The sequence below is a fragment of the Nitrospirota bacterium genome (assembly GCA_016235245.1).
Classification (GTDB): Bacteria; Nitrospirota; Thermodesulfovibrionia; order Thermodesulfovibrionales; family UBA6898; genus UBA6898.
Map to the genome: position 1 here is coordinate 19,534 of JACRLO010000022.1, position 16,587 is coordinate 36,120.

Consider the following 16,587-nt stretch of genomic DNA (forward strand, 5'->3'; position numbering starts at 1 on the left):
GCCTTCAATGTTTGACAGGGGATTAAGCGGTAACTGAGCAGGCGTCCAGTTCCTTGAGCCAGAGGAGTCTTGAGCCGTTAACAGTCATCTTGTTCGTATCCTGCATGAGCTGCTCTGCATCAACGTCATGGCCTGCGTCTTTCTTAAAGGCACTGAACGCAACCTTTGCCTTTGTCTTTGCCGCCTTCTTGACGTCCGCATCCTTCACCGGCTTAAGTGGTGTGCCCATTACCTCGGCAACGTTCATGAAGATCTCACCGTTCTGTTTAGCTGATCCGGATGAGACGCATGCCCTGTTGACCTGTTTGATCCTGCCGAGCCAGTCAATGATGGTTCCCTCTGATTCCAGTGCAGGAGTGGCCGGAAGGACAACATCAGCCTGCGTGGCGAGTTCGGTCAGATGAGAAGCCTGGACCACGAGGAAACCCGTATCAGGACGCTTGTTGACCGGGATCTCTCCAACCACGTACAGGGCTTTGGATGATGACGCAATGATATCACTGAACTTTTTGCCGCTTGAGGTCATGCCCATAGCAACCACACCTTTTGCGTTCGCTTCGAGAGGCACTGCAACCGCTTCACCTTTGATCAGTGCAAGGTTTGCTGCGGCCTTGTACAGGGACGGAGCAGCCAGGAACACCGGCATCTTTGCAGCCAGGAACAGGTCAGCTGCATTCATGGCATTGTCCGAAGGATTGACCGGGGCCAGGGACTCGATCATCTCCTTTGGCGCCTTCGTGCCCTTTGATATGACAGCCTGGCCGAGTTCCATCAGCATCTTGACTTCATCGCCGTTGAGGAAAACCGAGGCCTTTGAAGCGATCTTCGGCTCGCCGGAGTTAATGACTATCAGTTTCGCACCGCTATTGACCCTTTTCCTCACTGAAGCGTCAAGGGCAGGCAGCACCCGCTTCCACTGATCAGGAGCAATGCCTGCAAGCACGATCAGGTCTGTTTCTTCGAGGTCTGCACCGCCGCTCTTCATCGCGTCGTATCCGGAATAGAGGCTGACGGTTGAGTCGATATTCTTCGCCTTCAGACCATCAGCGAGTTTCTTCAGCATGGCAGCATCTTCATTCAGGATCGCGCCGGTTGAAATAAAGGCCGCATCTTCACCCGCAGCCTTCAACTGGTCAGCCACGATCTTTGTCGCATCCTCCCACGTTGTCTCCTGGAGTTCGCTGCCGACTCTTTTCATCGGCTTGGTGACGCGCATCTCGCTGTACAGGCTGTCAAAACCGAATCTTCCGGTCGCGCATATGGTGCGCTCAATGCTGCCGTCAGGAGAACCGCTATTGATCTTTATCACACTGCCGTCTTTCTTGCTGACCGTTATGCTGCAGCCGCTTCCACAGGAAACACAGACTGAAGCCGTCTTTTCGTATTCCCATTCCCGGCCCTTTCTCCAGCGGTCAGATTCCAGCAGAGCATTTACCGGGCAAACATCCACGCAGCTTCCGCAGAATGTGCAGGATGATTCCTGAAGCGGCTTGTCCTGGGCAGTAACGACCCGGGAGCCGACTCCCCTGCCATTGAAATCAAGGACCTCTGTACCCTGATGCTTGCAGATACGTACGCATCTGCCGCAGAGCACGCAGTAATCAGGGTCGCGTTTGATAAACGGGTTGGCCGAATCAACAGGGTACCCGAAATTCTTGCGGGTAAACGTCGATTCCTTCAACTCGAAATCATAGGCATATTTCTGGAGATTGCAGACCCCTGCCTTCGTGCAGGTCATGCAGTCAAGCGGATGCATCGAAAGGATGAGATCAATAACGAACTTCCTCGTCTCCTGCACTGCCTCGGTATCGGTCCTGACGACCATGCCTTCCCGAGCTTTGGAGGTGCAGGCGATCAGCGGGGCCTTCATGCCCTCGACCTCGACCTGGCAGAGCCTGCATGCACCTATGCCCTTCATACCTTTCAGGTAGCAGAGATTCGGGATATGCACACCGGCCGCTGCTGCGGCATCGATGAGGTTCGTTCCTTCGGCGACCTGGATCGCCCGGTTATCTATCGTCAGATTAATTGTCTTAGCCATTGAGACCTCCGTAAAAAAATAAACTCATAGTTTCTAAACACCAACAGGATCTTTTGCATTCGCAGCAACAAGAACGATCGCTTCTACGGGACAGACCTTGATACATGCACCGCACCGGGTGCAGCGCTTCAGCCTTATCTCTAAAGGGAAATAGCCCGACTTGTACGGCTGCTTCTTCTCACCGAATATTGCCAGGGCCTTGCAGACATCCTTGCATTCGCCGCATATGGTGCACTTCTCCGGAATGATCCGGTATTCGATGAGGCTGGCGCACTGCATGTCAGGGCACCTGCCTTCCACATGCTCCTGGTATACATCGGTTGCCATCCAGTCAAGGATGAATTTACCGGTATCCTTTCCCTTCTTGCAGAAAGAGGCCTCGATCATGTCCACTGCAATTCTTTTCAGGGCACGAAGATCCGTTTCGACGCCTTTTCCGTCTACCAGGTTCTGGAGCCGTATCCTCGCTTCGTAACTGCCCATAGCACAGGGAAAGCATCTGCCGCACATCGGTCCTGCCAGAAATTCGGTCACAAAATAGAGTGCCTTCTGGACAGGACAGGACTTCTCCTCTGCCGCAGTCTTTATATCTTCTACTTTTGGTTCTTTTATCGGTTCTGTCATCGTGGTTACCCGTTACATATCCTCTGCCATGTAAATAACCTCAGGGAGCAGATACGAAACAAGGTCACGGTAGTTGATCATGCCGGCGATCTTCTCATCCTCGGTCACGGGGAGATGCCTGATCTTCCTGTCCGACATGAGTTGCACGGCGACCGCGATATCGACCGATGAATCGAGAGTTATCGGGTTTGCTGTCATGACATTGCCCATGAGTTCATCGTTCATCGCGACTTTCTTGGCAAAGCAGTGCATGATGTCCCTCTCGGTGAATATACCGAGGAGGTTCTCCTTATCGTCGACAACCAGCAGAGAACCGATGTTGTTGCCGTCCATGATCGTCACCGCATCTGCAAGCTTGCAGTCCTTCTTGCAGGTAAAGACCTTCATCGGCTTGGAACTTAATACATCCTTCAGTGTCATCTTCGCCCTCCTTTCAAGGACCTCTAATTTATCCGTAGGAACCCTGAACTGCTCTTCCAGTTTTACCACGCTCTGCTTCTTGATCTTGACCGCACCGACTGGGCAGACCGTATAACAGGCCTTGCACTTGGTGCAGTACTGGCGGTCGATCGTGTAAATGTCTTTCGTCTCCTTCACTGCATCGAAGGCGCAGGCCTGTTTGCAGAGACCGCAGCGGATACAGTCAGGCTGATGGATCAGGAAGATACCCGTGTTGCTGCAGACATTTGACCTGCAGTAGTTGTCATAAATATGTTCTTCGTATTCGTGCCTGAAATATTTGATCGTGCTGAGTACTGGATTGGGAGCACTCTGACCAAGACCGCAGAGCGAACCCTTCTGGATAAGCTTCCCAAGATCGATCAGGCGCTGAATGTCGCCGTGCTCACCATGGCCGGTCGTTATACGTTCCAGAATCTGCAGCATCTGGTAGGTGCCGACCCTGCAGGGAGGACACTTGCCGCATGATTCCGACTGGGTAAAGGACAGGAAGTATTTTGCAACATCCACCATGCAGGTCTCCTCATCGAGGACAACCATGCCGCCCGAGCCCATCATGGAGCCGACCCGGTACAACGAATCAAAATCAACCGGCAGGTCAAGCTGGGCAGCAGGCAGGCATCCGCCTGAAGGCCCGCCGGTCTGAATGGCCTTAAATTCCTTGTTGTCCAGAATACCGCCGCCGATATCATAAATGATCTCTCTCAATGTTGTGCCCATAGGTACTTCCACAAGCCCGGTATTCTTCACTTTGCCGGTCACTGCAAAGACCTTTGTTCCCGGCGATGTCGTGGTGCCGATACCCAGGAACCAGTCAGCGCCCTTCTCGATGATCGGAGGCATACAGGCATAGGTCTCGATATTATTCAGATTGCTCGGATACCCCCAGAGTCCTCCTCCCACCTCGGAAAGTCTTGGAGGCCTCGGCCTGGGAAATCCCCTTTCGCCTTCAATCGATGCAACCAGGGCGGTAGACTCACCGCAGACAAACGCGCCCGCACCCTCTCTGATATCAACAATAAAATCAAACCCCGTTCCGAGGATATTCTCGCCAAGCAGCCCCAGTTCCTCTGCCTGTTTGATCGCCAGTTTCAGGTTCTTCACCGCAAGGGGGTATTCGTGCCTGACATAGATAAAACCATAGTGGGCCTTCAGTGCATAAGCGCAGACGAGCATGCCTTCAAGAAGGCTGTGAGGATCGCCTTCCATGATAGCTCTGTCCATAAATGCGCCGGGGTCTCCTTCATCACCGTTGGCGATCACGAACCGTGTCTTTTCAGGAGATTTGTTCGTATGGGCCCACTTCTTGCCGGCAGGAAATCCTGCCCCGCCCCTGCCTCTTAGGTTCGCCCGATCAATCTCGTGCAGAACACTGTCAGAGGACATCGAGCCGAACATCTTTTCAGCGGCGCTGTACCCGCCGACTGCGAGATATTGGTGAATATTGTTCGGGTCTATCCTGCCATTGTTCCTCAGAGCTATTCTGAGCTGCTTCTTATAGAACGGAACATTCTGGACCTCTTCGACAGGACTGGTCATGATCGAATCCCTGTATAAAAGAGATCTGAGCGATGTCCCGGCAGAAAACGTGTGCGCGATAAGATTTTTCGCATCATCCGGTTTCACTTTCTGATAGAAAAAACCGTGTGGTTCGACACTCATTACCGGGCCTTTCTGACAGAGGCCCTGGCATCCGGTCTTGACGACTTCGAGCTCTATGCCCTTTCCTGCTGACTCCGCCTCGAGTTCCTTCACCAGCTTTTTGGATCCGGAAGCAACACAGGCTGTGCCGCAGCATATTCTCACCCTGTTTTTGTCGGTGGTAAAGGTCTCATCCTTCAATTGACTTCTCAGCTTTATCAGATCATCTATGCTGTTCAATCTGCTCATCGGTTAGTCCTCTTTAATTGACTTGATCATATCATTCAGTTTCTTCTTGCCGATATCGCCAACGACATCCTCATTGATCGTCGCAACAGGAGCCAATCCGCAACAGCCGACGCAGCCGACCGTTTCGAGGGTCATCGCAAGGTCCGGTGTAGTCTCACCATCTTTGATGCCGAACTCCCCCTCAATGGCATCAAGGACCTTTTTTGCGCCCCTGACATGACAGGCCGTCCCCATGCAGACCCTGACGACCTTCCTGCCGCGTGGAGAAAAATGGAATTGCTTATAAAAACTTGCAACGCTGTAAATTTCTGCAAGGGGAAGCGACAGTTTTTTTGCAAGCTGCCTGAGAACATCTTCAGGCAGATATCCATGCTCCTCCTGGATCTTCTGAAATGTATGGATGAGGACTCCCTTTTTCCTGTCATGCTCGCAGAGGATCGATCCCACCTTACCGATCACTTCATCGACATTGACATTGACCTCTTCTACGTTCATGGCTTCACCTCTGCTGAGCATTCTTTAACTGCATCTTGCTTCCGATGCTATCTGCACTCATCCGTATAATTACGGATTTTGACTTTAACACATAATTTCACCGATTTGTTATTGAATTATTTAATAAAATTATAAATGCAATAAGCAGCAGATATAGCTCCGGGGATGCTTATTCAGGTTGATGATTCAGGCAATAATAATTATTTTTAAAACAAGGGGTTTTCTCTCTTACCACGGGATGATTATGCTTTTTTTCGTTTCACTTTATCTTATAAATATATTAATATATCTTATAAATATATCAGGAGTGACGCTGACCCTGTTTTAACAATGAGGAGGTCTTCGTGTACAAGATACTCAGCAAAGAGGTATTGAGCGATGTAGTAAAACTTATGGATATTGAAGCTCCGCATGTTGCCCGAAAAGCGGCGGCTGGCCAGTTCGTAATCGTTCGCATTGACGAGTTCGGCGAACGGATTCCCCTGACCATTGCTGATTACAGCCGTGAAAAAGGAACGATCACCATCATCTTTCAGGAACTCGGCAAATCAACCATGCAGTTAGGCAAGCTCAACCCCGGAGATTCATTGGCATCCTTTGCAGGTCCTCTTGGACATCCCACCGAGATCGAGAATTTCGGCACCGTGGTCTGTATGGGAGGAGGCGTCGGTATTGCGCCGATCTATCCGATTGCGCGGGCACTCAAGGAGGCAGGCAACAAGGTCATATCCATCATCGGAGCGCGCACAAAAGAGCTGCTCTTCTGGGAAGAAAAGATGCGGGTTGTTTCTGATGAACTCATTATCTGCACGGATGACGGCTCAATAGGCAGAAAGTCGCTGGTAACAGAACCTCTGAAAGAAATCCTCGATAACAAAAATAATACGATCGCAAAGGTCTGGGCAATCGGTCCGGCCATTATGATGAAGTTTGTTACGCTGACCACCAAACCCTATAATGTTCCGACTATTGTAAGCCTGAACACGATCATGATTGACGGCACCGGTATGTGCGGAGGCTGCAGAGTGCTCCTTGAGGACGGCGCGCAGTTTGTCTGCGTTGACGGCCCGGAGTTCAACGGTCATAAAGTCGACTGGGATAATCTTCTCTCCCGCCTTTCGTTCTATAAAAATGAAGAGAAGCAGGCTGTTGAACACTATGAGCATACGTGCAGGATAGATGGCGCTATTGTAAAGGGGAGGGAATAATGGCTGAACTGAAACCTGCAGAACGCATGAAGATCAAGCGGCACGAAATGCCGAACCAGGATGAGCATGTCCGCAGCTGCAACTTTGATGAGGTTGCGCTTGGCTATACGCTGGAGACGGCAAAAGAAGAGGCAGAGCGCTGTCTGCAATGCAAAGACCCCAAATGCGTGCAGGGCTGCCCTGTCGGCGTCCTGATACCGCAGTTTATCAAGGCAGTTCGCGAAGGCGACCTGGTAAAGGCAGTGGAATGGATGAAGGTGAAGAATAATCTGCCTGCCATCTGCGGCAGGGTCTGTCCCCAGGAAAACCAGTGCGAAGGCAACTGCATCCTCGGCAAGAAAGGTGAGCCTGTAGCGATCGGCAGGATCGAGCGTTTTGTCGGCGATTATGAACTCAGCCATCGCACCTGCCCTTTGGTAAAGGCGCCCAAAACCGGGAAAAAGATTGCAGTCGTAGGATCAGGTCCGGCCGGACTTACCTGTGCCGTGGATCTCGGCAGGGAAGGCCATGACGTAACAATCTTTGAGTCGCTGCACGGTCCAGGAGGTGTACTCATCTACGGCATACCGGAGTTCAGACTGCCCAAGAGCGTCGTAAGCGGAGAGGTCAACTATGCCGTTGAATGCCTGGGCATCGACCTCAAGACCGACCATGTCATCGGCAGGTCCTTCACTCTCGATGAATTGCTGAACGACTTCGACGCTGTTTTCCTCGGCACCGGCGCAGGGCTTCCATCCTTCATGCGCATTCCGGGCATCAACTTAAACGGTGTCATGTCTGCAAATGAGTTTCTGACACGGGTAAACCTGATGAAGGCATACCAGTTCCCTGACTATGATACACCGGTCAGATTAGGAAAAAAAGTGGCCGTAATCGGTGCCGGCAATGTGGCTATGGATGCGGTGAGATGCAGCCGGAGGCTCCTGTCTCTTGAGGTTAAAAAGACCGGTGGGACACCGGGCGAGGCATATATCGTATATCGGCGATCCAAGGATGAGGTGCCGGCAAGAGCCGAGGAGGTGCACCATGCTGCAGAGGAAGGGGTGATCTTCAATTTCCTGACCAATCCGATCGAAATCCTGGGCGATGATAAAAGGACCGTGCGTGCGCTTCGCTGCGTGCGCATGGAACTTGGAGAGCCCGATGCTTCAGGCAGAAGAAAGCCTGTAGAGATCAGGGGATCAGAATTCGATATGGAGGTAGACACCGTAATCATGGCCCTTGGCACCAACCCCAATCCGATCGTTTTTGTGGATGCTGACGGGCTGGAGAGGACTAAATACGGGACTGCTGTTGCAGACAATGAAACAGGAAGGACAAAGAAAAAACATGTCTGGGCAGGCGGCGATGTCGTGACCGGCGCAGCGACTGTCATCAGCGCCATGGGCGCAGGCAAGCGGGCAGCCGCAGATATTAATAAGTTCCTTAAGGGCGAGGCTGGCTGGGAATAAATCCTGTTTTGCGTCATCCATACCAACAAAAAAGGCCCCTGTTCATCTGAACAGGGGCCTTTTTTGTTACAACATTAAGGGGTAATCGCTTTACAGACCTGTATGTGCCTTAATCTCACGCCGTGCAGCCATGTCCATAAGGACCTTTTCAGTGCCGAACTTGCCTGGCTCATACTTCTTCAGCTTCAGGTTCTCACGGGCCTTATCGATATAGTCAAGTGCCATGGCGAGCATCTTCTCAGGGTCAGGCTCAAAAACCAAAGCGCCCTTGAACCGCTCCATCCAAACCTCGGTCATGATCCGGGTAACTTCCTTTGACGCCTTGAAAGGAGACTCACCGCCAAAGATACAGGGAACGCCTGAGGCTGCAAAATAGACACCGATAGAAATGGCCTTCTCGGTAATAAACTCAGGAGCTATACCCACTGCAGGCATACCGCCGATCTCATCGGACAAGCCGCCCTCTGCAGCCATTGCGCTAGCGATCGTAAGTATGCGTGAGTTGTCGACACATGCTCCAAGGTGCAGGATCGGTGGAATGCCGATCGCCTCGCAGACCTCTCTGAGACCGGGACCTGCATGCTCAAGCGCCATTTCAGGAGTCAGATAGCCGGACCCTCCGCAGGCCGCAGAACTACAGCCGGTCGATACGATCAGAACATCATTTTTTATCAGTTCTGTTGCCAGGAATTTGTGAACGCTTGTCGAAGGCCACCTGGGGTTGTCACAACCGGCAAGACCGACAACACCGCGAACACGGCCGGCCATGATGGCATCATTGAGCGGCCTGAAGGAGCCTCTCCATTTTCCGCCCTGCATATACTCAATATACTCGTGAGAGAAACCTCCGATCAGAGGGAACTTCTCGGTAACATGACTGCCCTGCTTCGTCCTGTTGGGGTAATTGTCAATCGCCATCCTGACGATCTGACGGGCCTGGTCCTTTGCAATATGCTCATCAAAGGAAATATGGGTAGCGCCAGGGATCTTTACCTTATCGGATGAGGTAACGACAATAGTATGGAACTTCTTTGCCACATCGACAATGGCAGGAATAATACACTGGACATCAACGGTGAAGAGATCGATCAGGCCGGTCATAATGGCAGGCTCCTGGTTTGTAAAGCCTCCGGCAGTAGCAATGCCATGTCTCATCAGGACTTCATTTGCCGTACAGCACATGCCGCCCAGGTTGATACCCTTTGCACCCTTTGTCTGCGCATAGGCGATAAGTTCAGGTTCACTGACCGCCTCGACGATCATCTCGGCCAGAGAAGGTTCATGACCATGAACAACAATATTCACTTCATCTTCCTTGAATATACCAAGACTCGCCTCTGCCTTGATCGGCATCGGCGTGCCGAAAAGGATATCAGTCACGTCTGTCGAGATCATGCTTCCGCCCCATCCGTTTGCAAGGGCGCACCTGACAGCAGCGTTTAATATCGAATCCGCATCAGCATCCATACCCATGGTCGTTCTATCAACAACTTCGACGGTATCACGGTCCATGCCACGCGGCATAACACCGTATTTCTTCCAGCGCTCCTGGGTCTTCTTGGGGGCACGCTTAACAAAATTCATCTCCCCCCTCTGCCTGCTGAAATCCTCGAGGAGCTTGTTGGCAACATCCTTTGCCACATCATGGACCTCTCTGCCCTCGAATTCAATTTCGAGGATATCGGCAGTCCGGTACAGCTTTTTCACATCCTTGACCTTGAAGTCTTTGGCATGCCCCTCGGCAACAGCAAGGAGCGTAAAGACCATATCGCGACCATGGTCGCCATGAGCTGCCGTGCCGCCGGCAACCATGCGTGCCATGTACCGGGCTGCCACGACCGGGAGTGTGGCTCCGCAGACACCGCGTGCCTCTTCCTCGGCATTCTTGCCCACAAGTCGGCAGGGACCCATATAGCAGTTCTTGCAGCAGGCACCCTCGTGGCCTATGGGGCAGGGTTTCATTTTATCGGCCCTGTCAAAACAGGTTTCAATACCAATCATATTTTCTATGACCTGTGCAGTACCGGCTTGCGCTGTTCTTATTCTCTTATCTGTCTTGCTCATCGATTTCCTCCGTTTAATACTAAATTATTGAATCCATCTCAAGCGCAGGATGTCCTACTGCCGTAAGATGTTCCAATAATTTTTCAGAGTCCTCGCAGATCGTCTCATCTGCTATTTTTTCAAGAAGGTCCGGCACACCAGCCTCCTCAGCCCTTTTCTTGAATTCCTCGCCTATTCTCTCCTTCAGATTCTTCGGCATCCAGACAATTCTCCGGATTCCGCCGTCACCGAAAAGGAACTTCTTACTGGTCGTAAAGTTCACACCAACACCCATAAATCCAGGGGTCTGGGCTCCGCCGCCTACCGTTCCGGCAAGGGTAGAGAATTTCATCCCAACCGGCGTCATCCCGGTAAAGCCGCGGTTTACGATCATGACTCCGTTTGCCTCAGGTACGATTGCGAGGATACATTCGAAGCATCCGCACGAGGTCATCGGATTTTCCATGATCGTATAAAGGTTCAGGGTCTCAACAGCCCCGCCTGTTGCCTTCTTGAGGTAATCATCAGCTCCGGTATACCGTCCATACCGGGCGTCCACGCATTCACCTTTTTCAATAGGCTGGTTGCCGCCAGTAGGATCAATCTCATACGCTGCTTTTCCGTCAAGCCAGTTGTATGCGCCGCAGAGGCCAAGGCGCTCAGGGGTAATAACGCATACATGGGCCGGGGCAAAGGACTGGCAGAGCAGACAGGAATAAAAGACGTCAACCGCCTCATCGGTCAGATTGCCGAGCCTGTGGTCACGCTCCTTATACGCTGCACGCGCTTCCTCGAGTTTCTGCTTCACATCACCTTCATCGATAAAGAGCGTCACCTGAACCTTATCGACAATCGATTTAAAGCGATGATGGGTCATGGCAGCATTCACCACACCCAGATGTTCCAGGGTAAAGCCTTCCTTCTTCGCATTGTTGCTTATTCTTATCCAGTTAATATCTCTCTGGCCCATATGCCATACACCCTGGGCCTCATTGATATTGGCATGGATCTTTCTCTCTAAAACAGATTCAAAATCCTTCTGCATCTTGCGGCCGGCAACTTCGATGAGAAGTCCAAGCGGCAACTGACCGCCTTTTTCGAACCTCTCCTGCCAGTTGTCGCCGACTACAATGATCTTATTGTCCTCGATCTCATCCAGTTTACGCATCCTGACGAACTCAAAGGCAGGCGTCCGCTGACCGCCGAACTCGATAAACGTATCTTCCTTTCTGATTCGCTCACCTTCAAAAGCAGGACCGAATGCAACAGGGATCGGCGGCTTCTCGACCGTGATCTTGAGACCGCGGAGCTCGATGGCCCTGCGGACGATCTTGGCATGATCGAATTCCTTGTCAACTTCTTCATATGTGCAGACGCCGGTTGGATGAATAACCGGCACATCGGTGTCCGCAATGGCAGGGAAGCCCATATTGATGGCTCCGGCACCCGTGCTCCACTTGATATCATCCAATGGCCCCAGAGCAATGGCGAAGGCGAAAACCCTGTCCTTCTGATATTTCAAATGCCCCTTGAAATCGCTGGGCTTCTTGCCGCCGAAGATCAGCGATGCACGGATCGCCCAATCAAGGGCATAGAGTGTATGCTCAGTGCCGGGACCAAGCGGAACAATTCTGGCGTCCCAGCCGAGCTCCACGCCTTTTCTGAGTAGCTGTTTGGTGACGCTGTCTCCATTGGACTCACCGGACAGGAAGGTAAGAATGTTCTTCTCCTGCAGTTCACGGACTATCGTTACCGCAATGTCTTCAGTCGGCGCTGCTCCGATAATTGCTGCAAAGCCAGGCATGGAACCATCGACCAGCTGCACGCCAAGGTTTCTCTGGATCGTATCCGTGATAAAACCATTATAGACGAATTCTTTTCCGTCTATTGTCTCCTTGCAGGGCTCAAGCCCGTATATGTATCTGACCGCAAGCAGGATCTCTTCAGCAAAGAGCGTAGCCATGCCCGAGTCAAGAGCTTCGCCGAGATACGGTTTCCAGATATGCTCCTCCGGCTCATCATGAAGCAGTTCCTTGGCAAATCCGAGGGCAACATTCATGTCGCCCAGTGTCTTCACCGCGAACCCTGTCATCGCGTAGATCATGGGCAGATAAAACGCCGTATCAGGGAACTCGAAGACAAAATCCTTTCCTTTTTCTGCAATCGCTTTCTGGAGCATTTCATCCGCCTGTTTAACGAGCGTCTGAGCACCCCGTATGGCTGCAGATGCGATAAGTTTGGACATCGTGGCCTCCTCTTGGTTGGTAAAAAGGGACGGTTAAAGATACACCGTCCCTTTATTCGTTTTATTAATACCTATATTAGATTGACTAATACAAAATAATCAACTGTTTTTTGCTCTTTCTTTACCGTGACTTCAGAAATGTCGGTATCGCATTGGCCTCACGGGGACCAACCGTTATTTTCCATCCCGGCAGCTTCTCCTCGACCGCACCGCTCAGGATCGCCACATAACCGGGGAGAATGAGTTCCTTGCCCGGAACATCCTTCTCCACGCCGCTGTCCTGAATAAACTGCGCTATCTTCGAGGCAGTAAACTTGCCGGCAGCCCATGCCGTAAGAACAGAAAGACCCTCACAATCCATGACCGCAAGCCTGCTTGCGACCTTGCTGTTTTCGATCTCGCCGGAAACAATGAAGTAGGTAAGCGAGAAGTTCGTGGTGATGAAAAGAGGAGAAGTCGCAGTGGGCTCACCGATATTATAGATCTTCTGCTCGACCTGCATCGGGACCTGCGGATCAGTATAGATGTTCTGCCTGAGTGTAAAGAGTGCAAGATTTTTCCACTTCTCGATGCTGCTCAGGACAATGATCGATGCATACTTTGCAATGCCGACGCTCGCCAGCAGTCCCTCAACAAGACTGTCTCCGTGCTGCATGAAATTGATGACTGGATAGCCCACCGACTTGACGCCTTTCTTGATGGCAGCCCTTCTGATAAGCGTATTGTGCTCGATAATATCTTTTGCCCTGCGCGCGCCGGAATCCATGATCATATCTTCAACGCCGAGGCCCTTGACCTTTTCAGTAAGATCGGTCAGCTCATCAAGTCCGTTTGCCGCGATACCAAGCGTTGCCTTATTGGCCTTGGCTACCGCCGCCATTGCCTCTACATTAGATGCGTTTGCACCGTATATGACCGGCTTCTTGTCGCTAAAGGGCTTTACGGCCGCTTCCGCTGCCTGTGGGTTCGTGGTGCTGATGATCACCGGCACCCCTGCCGCTTTTGCTGCAACGATCTTTGCAGCGGCCTCAAGCTTGCCTGCATCACCGGACACATTAGAGATCATGATAGCGTTGATCCTGAGCTTCTGACCAACCCTGTCGATCTCGGAATCAACCACCTGCTGACAGAGTTTCGCTGTCTCGTCCTCTGAAAGCGTGTCTTTGATCTCGATGGCAAAGGCGCAGGGATTGACGAATTTTTTATCGTGACGGAAAAGGACGGTCTCCTCTCCCATCTTGACAGCCTTGTCGCCGGCACCAAGGGTGATCGGGCGGATAGGCGGGGCCGAGGCCTCACCCAGTTTCTGTTTCGCCTCTTCGGATACATCAGGACAGGAGTCAATACTCGCCTGTCTCTGCGCAAGTTTCATGGCAAAGGCAAGACAGGTCGGTGACCCGCATTTTTTGCAGTTTGTTTTCGGTAAGAGTTTAAATATTTCAACGCCGGATAAAGCCATGGTTATTCCTCCTTCTTAGACCAGTTCGTCAATTAACGTTTCAACAGCCTTGATAGCCTTGGGATGCCTCATGATCAGGAGTTCAGCTCCGGCGATCAGGAGCGCTCCGGCCGTCTCGGCCTCCCAGGCAATACCACGTTCTTCGGCTGCACCCCACTGCGGCAGATCAGCCTCGGATGCACTTGCTTCCTTGATCTTCCAGACGTACATGCCTACATCCCCCAGAAGGGGCTGCTGCATGGTCACGTCATTCTGCGTCAGTGCGGCAAGTCGTATCCTTTCCATGACCGAGTAGGTATATTCAAGGCCGTATCCCAGCGCCGAGCACATCGGGTCTGTTATGACCTTTTCCTTGTCAAACCCCATCTGCGAAATCAGGATGTTCAGCTGTTTTGAAAGGTTGATATCAAGCTCTGACATGGCGATCAGCTTGTGGTTGTTCGCCATGGCAGCAGCAGCGATCGTCTTATAGTTTGCTTCCTGCGCCTTGCCGATAATGCAGTTTTTGTCCTTGGCAGCTTCCGCAGCAGCAACAAGCACAGCGGTATCCTTTTCTGCATGGTTGCTGCCGAGAATAATCAGAGGAATCTGGACCGCAGCAAGGACGTCCTTCACTGTCTTGGCTGCGTCTTCCGGAGAACGGTTCTCCCTGTCAGGGTGGGTGCCGACCAGTCTCAGGGCAATCGCCTTTGCCTTGAGTTCATCCTGACAATATTTTGCCCAGGCAACTGGGTCATTGCTTACCGCCTCATAAGGCTTTCTCACATTCTCCGGCCAGTCTGACGGAGGAACATCCTGTATCTCCATTGCGATGACAGGCCTGTTCGGTGTCGCTCCCTCAAAAGAATGAAAGGGAAGCACATTCTCGCCGCCAAAGGTCACTGCCTTTTCACCCGTGCCGATGGTTACTGGATAGACCTTGCCGGAGTACGTCTCTTTCGGTGCTGTAAATGCCATGGTATAACCTCCTGTTTGTCGTAATCAGTAATGTGTGATGCGTAATGAGTAAAAGAACTTATGCAATTCCTGTTCTGCGCCCGTTACGCATTACCCATCACTCATAACGGTCTATTACATTTCAAGATATGAGTGAGCGTACAGTGTTCTTCCCATGATGACGTCAAGCGTTTTGCTGATCTCGGCCATCTTCTGTTTGTCCGCTATCTCCTTGCCTGCCATCACATCCAGGATCAGACCCCGTTCCTCATTCACCTCTGCCATCTCCTTGGCGTCGGCTATTGCGGCGGTCAAACCTGCCTCCTGAAGCAACACAAACATATGTTTGTTTAAGATCGGCCTGAGAGCTTTCGGACAACCGTTTGAAATATTGCTCAACCCGACAACGGTCTTCATGGCCGGCTCATTGATATGCTGGAATAACTGAACCGCTTCGATAACATGACGGGCCTGGTCCTGGGTTGTCGCTATCTGCAGGACAAGAGGGTCGAGATAGAGGTTCTCAAGAGGAAGCCCGTATTCCATGGCGCGTCCCATGATCTCTGCTGCGATGCCGGCTCTTTCTTCTGCATCAGCAGGAAGACCACCCTTGCCGACCGTGAGGCCGATAACATCACAATTATATTTTGCACCGAGTGCCAGGATCGGGAACCGTTCAGGATCGTTCGAGGTCGAATTGATCAGCGGCTTGCCCCATTGATTATTGTGGATCTTGAGACCTGCCTCGATCGCCTTGAAATTCGTGGTGTCAAGACATACGGGAAGAGGAACAACCTCCTGTATCGTGGTCACCATCCACTGCATGAGGTCCTCGCCTCCATCCTCAGCAGGGCCGATGTTCGCATCGATGATGCCCGACCCTTCCTTCCACTGCCTGGTCGCGATCTCCTGGATCGGCCCTTTGTCCTTCTTCATCATAGCTTCCCGAACCCGTTTGGCTATGATACTCAACTTCTCTCCAATGATCAGCATGTAGGGACTCCTTTCTTAATAGAGAATTTTTCCTGCACAATCACAACCGGGAATTGATCCTTACTGCTCCTGGAAATAATGCAGTAACTATAACGTAATCTAATAAGCGTATAAAACTTAAAAATATTAATAAGATTCATAATAATTTTTTATGATTAAAAAAATACCACATCCTCCGCGCAAAATAAAAGACAGGGACGATTGTTTTATTTAATAGATATATAAGGATGGTCAGGGTGTTCTGTTTTGCAGTCAATACGTACGGCGAGATTTAATTGATAGTGTCCAGGAGATGGACTTTCTCCCCGAATTCCTTTTGGCTTAAAATTCCGTTCTTATGCAGGACCGTGAGCATATCGAGGAGCATCAGTCGCTTCTTTTCGGGAGGGACAGCATCGGCGTCTCGCAGACCGGAAGCGCCGAACATATCCTTCTCTTTGGCTTCAAGAATACGTTTTATCCAGTAATCGGTCTCCGGGACATTGAAGAGGTATTCTTTGCGCCCGGTCTTAAGGATCAGATAATTAAAGAAAAGCCTTGTCGTCAGCTTTGCGTCAAGAATATCAGGAAAAAAGAAGGCATTGCTCAGGTAGCTGCCCATGCCATCAAAGCGGAAAATGACGCGTTTGTTCGTGAGGAACACAGAGTAGGCTGACTTTATCACATCATGGCTTCTTTGGGTTGAATCCTCAATGATCTCTTCACCCGGCAGCAACTCAAATGAAAAACTCCAGGACATACAA

12 protein-coding genes are annotated in these 16,587 nt (G+C 51.3%); 2 read left to right on the plus strand and 10 right to left on the minus strand.

All coding sequences use genetic code 11. The features are described 5' to 3' along the window. Positions 1-22: 22 nt before the first annotated feature. Genes HZB31_11095 through HZB31_11110 form a run of 4 tightly spaced genes read right to left on the minus strand, consistent with a single transcriptional unit; the run spans position 23 to position 5,509 of the window. Positions 23-2,041 (minus strand): molybdopterin-dependent oxidoreductase, encoded by a 2,019-nt coding sequence (locus HZB31_11095; protein ID MBI5848473.1) that lies wholly within the window; start codon positions 2,039-2,041, stop codon positions 23-25. 33 nt (positions 2,042-2,074) lie between these two features. Beyond that, a complete protein-coding gene (locus HZB31_11100; protein ID MBI5848474.1) occupies positions 2,075-2,665 on the minus strand; it encodes a 4Fe-4S binding protein in 591 nt (196 codons plus the stop codon). A 12-nt stretch (positions 2,666-2,677) separates the two neighbouring features. Beyond that, positions 2,678-5,014, minus strand: a complete 2,337-nt coding sequence (locus HZB31_11105) for a CBS domain-containing protein (protein MBI5848475.1) — start codon at positions 5,012-5,014, stop codon at positions 2,678-2,680. Positions 5,015-5,017: 3 nt separating this feature from the next. Continuing rightward, a complete protein-coding gene (locus tag HZB31_11110) occupies positions 5,018-5,509 on the minus strand; it encodes an NAD(P)H-dependent oxidoreductase subunit E (GenBank protein MBI5848476.1) in 492 nt (163 codons plus the stop codon). A gap of 344 nt (positions 5,510-5,853) precedes the next feature. On the opposite strand from HZB31_11110, the gene HZB31_11115 reads away from it, so the two are divergent. Further along, the gene (locus HZB31_11115) at positions 5,854-6,717 is read left to right on the plus strand and encodes a sulfide/dihydroorotate dehydrogenase-like FAD/NAD-binding protein (protein ID MBI5848477.1); all 864 of its coding nucleotides are present in this window, start codon (positions 5,854-5,856) and stop codon (positions 6,715-6,717) included. Further along, the gene (gene gltA / locus HZB31_11120; protein ID MBI5848478.1) at positions 6,717-8,168 is read left to right on the plus strand and encodes an NADPH-dependent glutamate synthase; all 1,452 of its coding nucleotides are present in this window, start codon (positions 6,717-6,719) and stop codon (positions 8,166-8,168) included. Before HZB31_11115 ends, gltA begins: the two co-directional genes overlap by 1 nt. Positions 8,169-8,258: 90 nt before the next feature. Here the strand turns inward: gltA and cooS are convergent, their stop codons facing one another. The 6 genes from cooS to HZB31_11150 all read right to left on the minus strand — a co-directional run bounded on the left by cooS (position 8,259) and on the right by HZB31_11150 (position 16,583). Then, positions 8,259-10,232: an anaerobic carbon-monoxide dehydrogenase catalytic subunit gene (cooS, locus tag HZB31_11125; GenBank protein MBI5848479.1), complete on the minus strand. Its 1,974-nt coding sequence runs from the start codon at positions 10,230-10,232 to the stop codon at positions 8,259-8,261. Between the two features lie 19 nt (positions 10,233-10,251). Continuing rightward, positions 10,252-12,456, minus strand: coding sequence for a CO dehydrogenase/CO-methylating acetyl-CoA synthase complex subunit beta (cdhC, locus tag HZB31_11130; protein MBI5848480.1), 2,205 nt, complete (start codon positions 12,454-12,456; stop codon positions 10,252-10,254). A 121-nt stretch (positions 12,457-12,577) separates the two neighbouring features. After that, a complete protein-coding gene (locus HZB31_11135) occupies positions 12,578-13,915 on the minus strand; it encodes an acetyl-CoA decarbonylase/synthase complex subunit gamma (GenBank protein ID MBI5848481.1) in 1,338 nt (445 codons plus the stop codon). Between the two features lie 15 nt (positions 13,916-13,930). Continuing rightward, entirely contained in the window at positions 13,931-14,872 is a 942-nt protein-coding gene (locus tag HZB31_11140) for an acetyl-CoA decarbonylase/synthase complex subunit delta (GenBank protein ID MBI5848482.1), read from the minus strand. 114 nt (positions 14,873-14,986) lie between these two features. Further along, complete coding sequence (locus tag HZB31_11145; protein MBI5848483.1) at positions 14,987-15,844, minus strand: dihydropteroate synthase; 858 nt, start codon at positions 15,842-15,844, stop codon at positions 14,987-14,989. 271 nt (positions 15,845-16,115) lie between these two features. Continuing rightward, positions 16,116-16,583 carry a PH domain-containing protein gene (locus HZB31_11150; GenBank protein ID MBI5848484.1) on the minus strand — a complete coding sequence of 156 codons (468 nt, stop codon included), beginning with the start codon at positions 16,581-16,583 and terminating at the stop codon, positions 16,116-16,118. Positions 16,584-16,587: the final 4 nt, after the last annotated feature.

Coding starts and splice junctions, on each gene's coding strand:
- HZB31_11135 (MBI5848481.1), bottom strand. CDS start 13,915: ATGGCTTTATCCGGCGTTGAAATATTTAAACTCTTACCGAAAACAAAC.
- HZB31_11105 (MBI5848475.1), bottom strand. CDS start 5,014: ATGAGCAGATTGAACAGCATAGATGATCTGATAAAGCTGAGAAGTCAA.
- cdhC (MBI5848480.1), bottom strand. CDS start 12,456: ATGTCCAAACTTATCGCATCTGCAGCCATACGGGGTGCTCAGACGCTC.
- cooS (MBI5848479.1), bottom strand. CDS start 10,232: ATGAGCAAGACAGATAAGAGAATAAGAACAGCGCAAGCCGGTACTGCA.
- HZB31_11150 (MBI5848484.1), bottom strand. CDS start 16,583: ATGTCCTGGAGTTTTTCATTTGAGTTGCTGCCGGGTGAAGAGATCATT.
- HZB31_11110 (MBI5848476.1), bottom strand. CDS start 5,509: ATGAACGTAGAAGAGGTCAATGTCAATGTCGATGAAGTGATCGGTAAG.
- HZB31_11145 (MBI5848483.1), bottom strand. CDS start 15,844: ATGCTGATCATTGGAGAGAAGTTGAGTATCATAGCCAAACGGGTTCGG.
- HZB31_11095 (MBI5848473.1), bottom strand. CDS start 2,041: ATGGCTAAGACAATTAATCTGACGATAGATAACCGGGCGATCCAGGTC.
- HZB31_11140 (MBI5848482.1), bottom strand. CDS start 14,872: ATGGCATTTACAGCACCGAAAGAGACGTACTCCGGCAAGGTCTATCCA.
- gltA (MBI5848478.1), top strand. CDS start 6,717: ATGGCTGAACTGAAACCTGCAGAACGCATGAAGATCAAGCGGCACGAA.
- HZB31_11100 (MBI5848474.1), bottom strand. CDS start 2,665: ATGACAGAACCGATAAAAGAACCAAAAGTAGAAGATATAAAGACTGCG.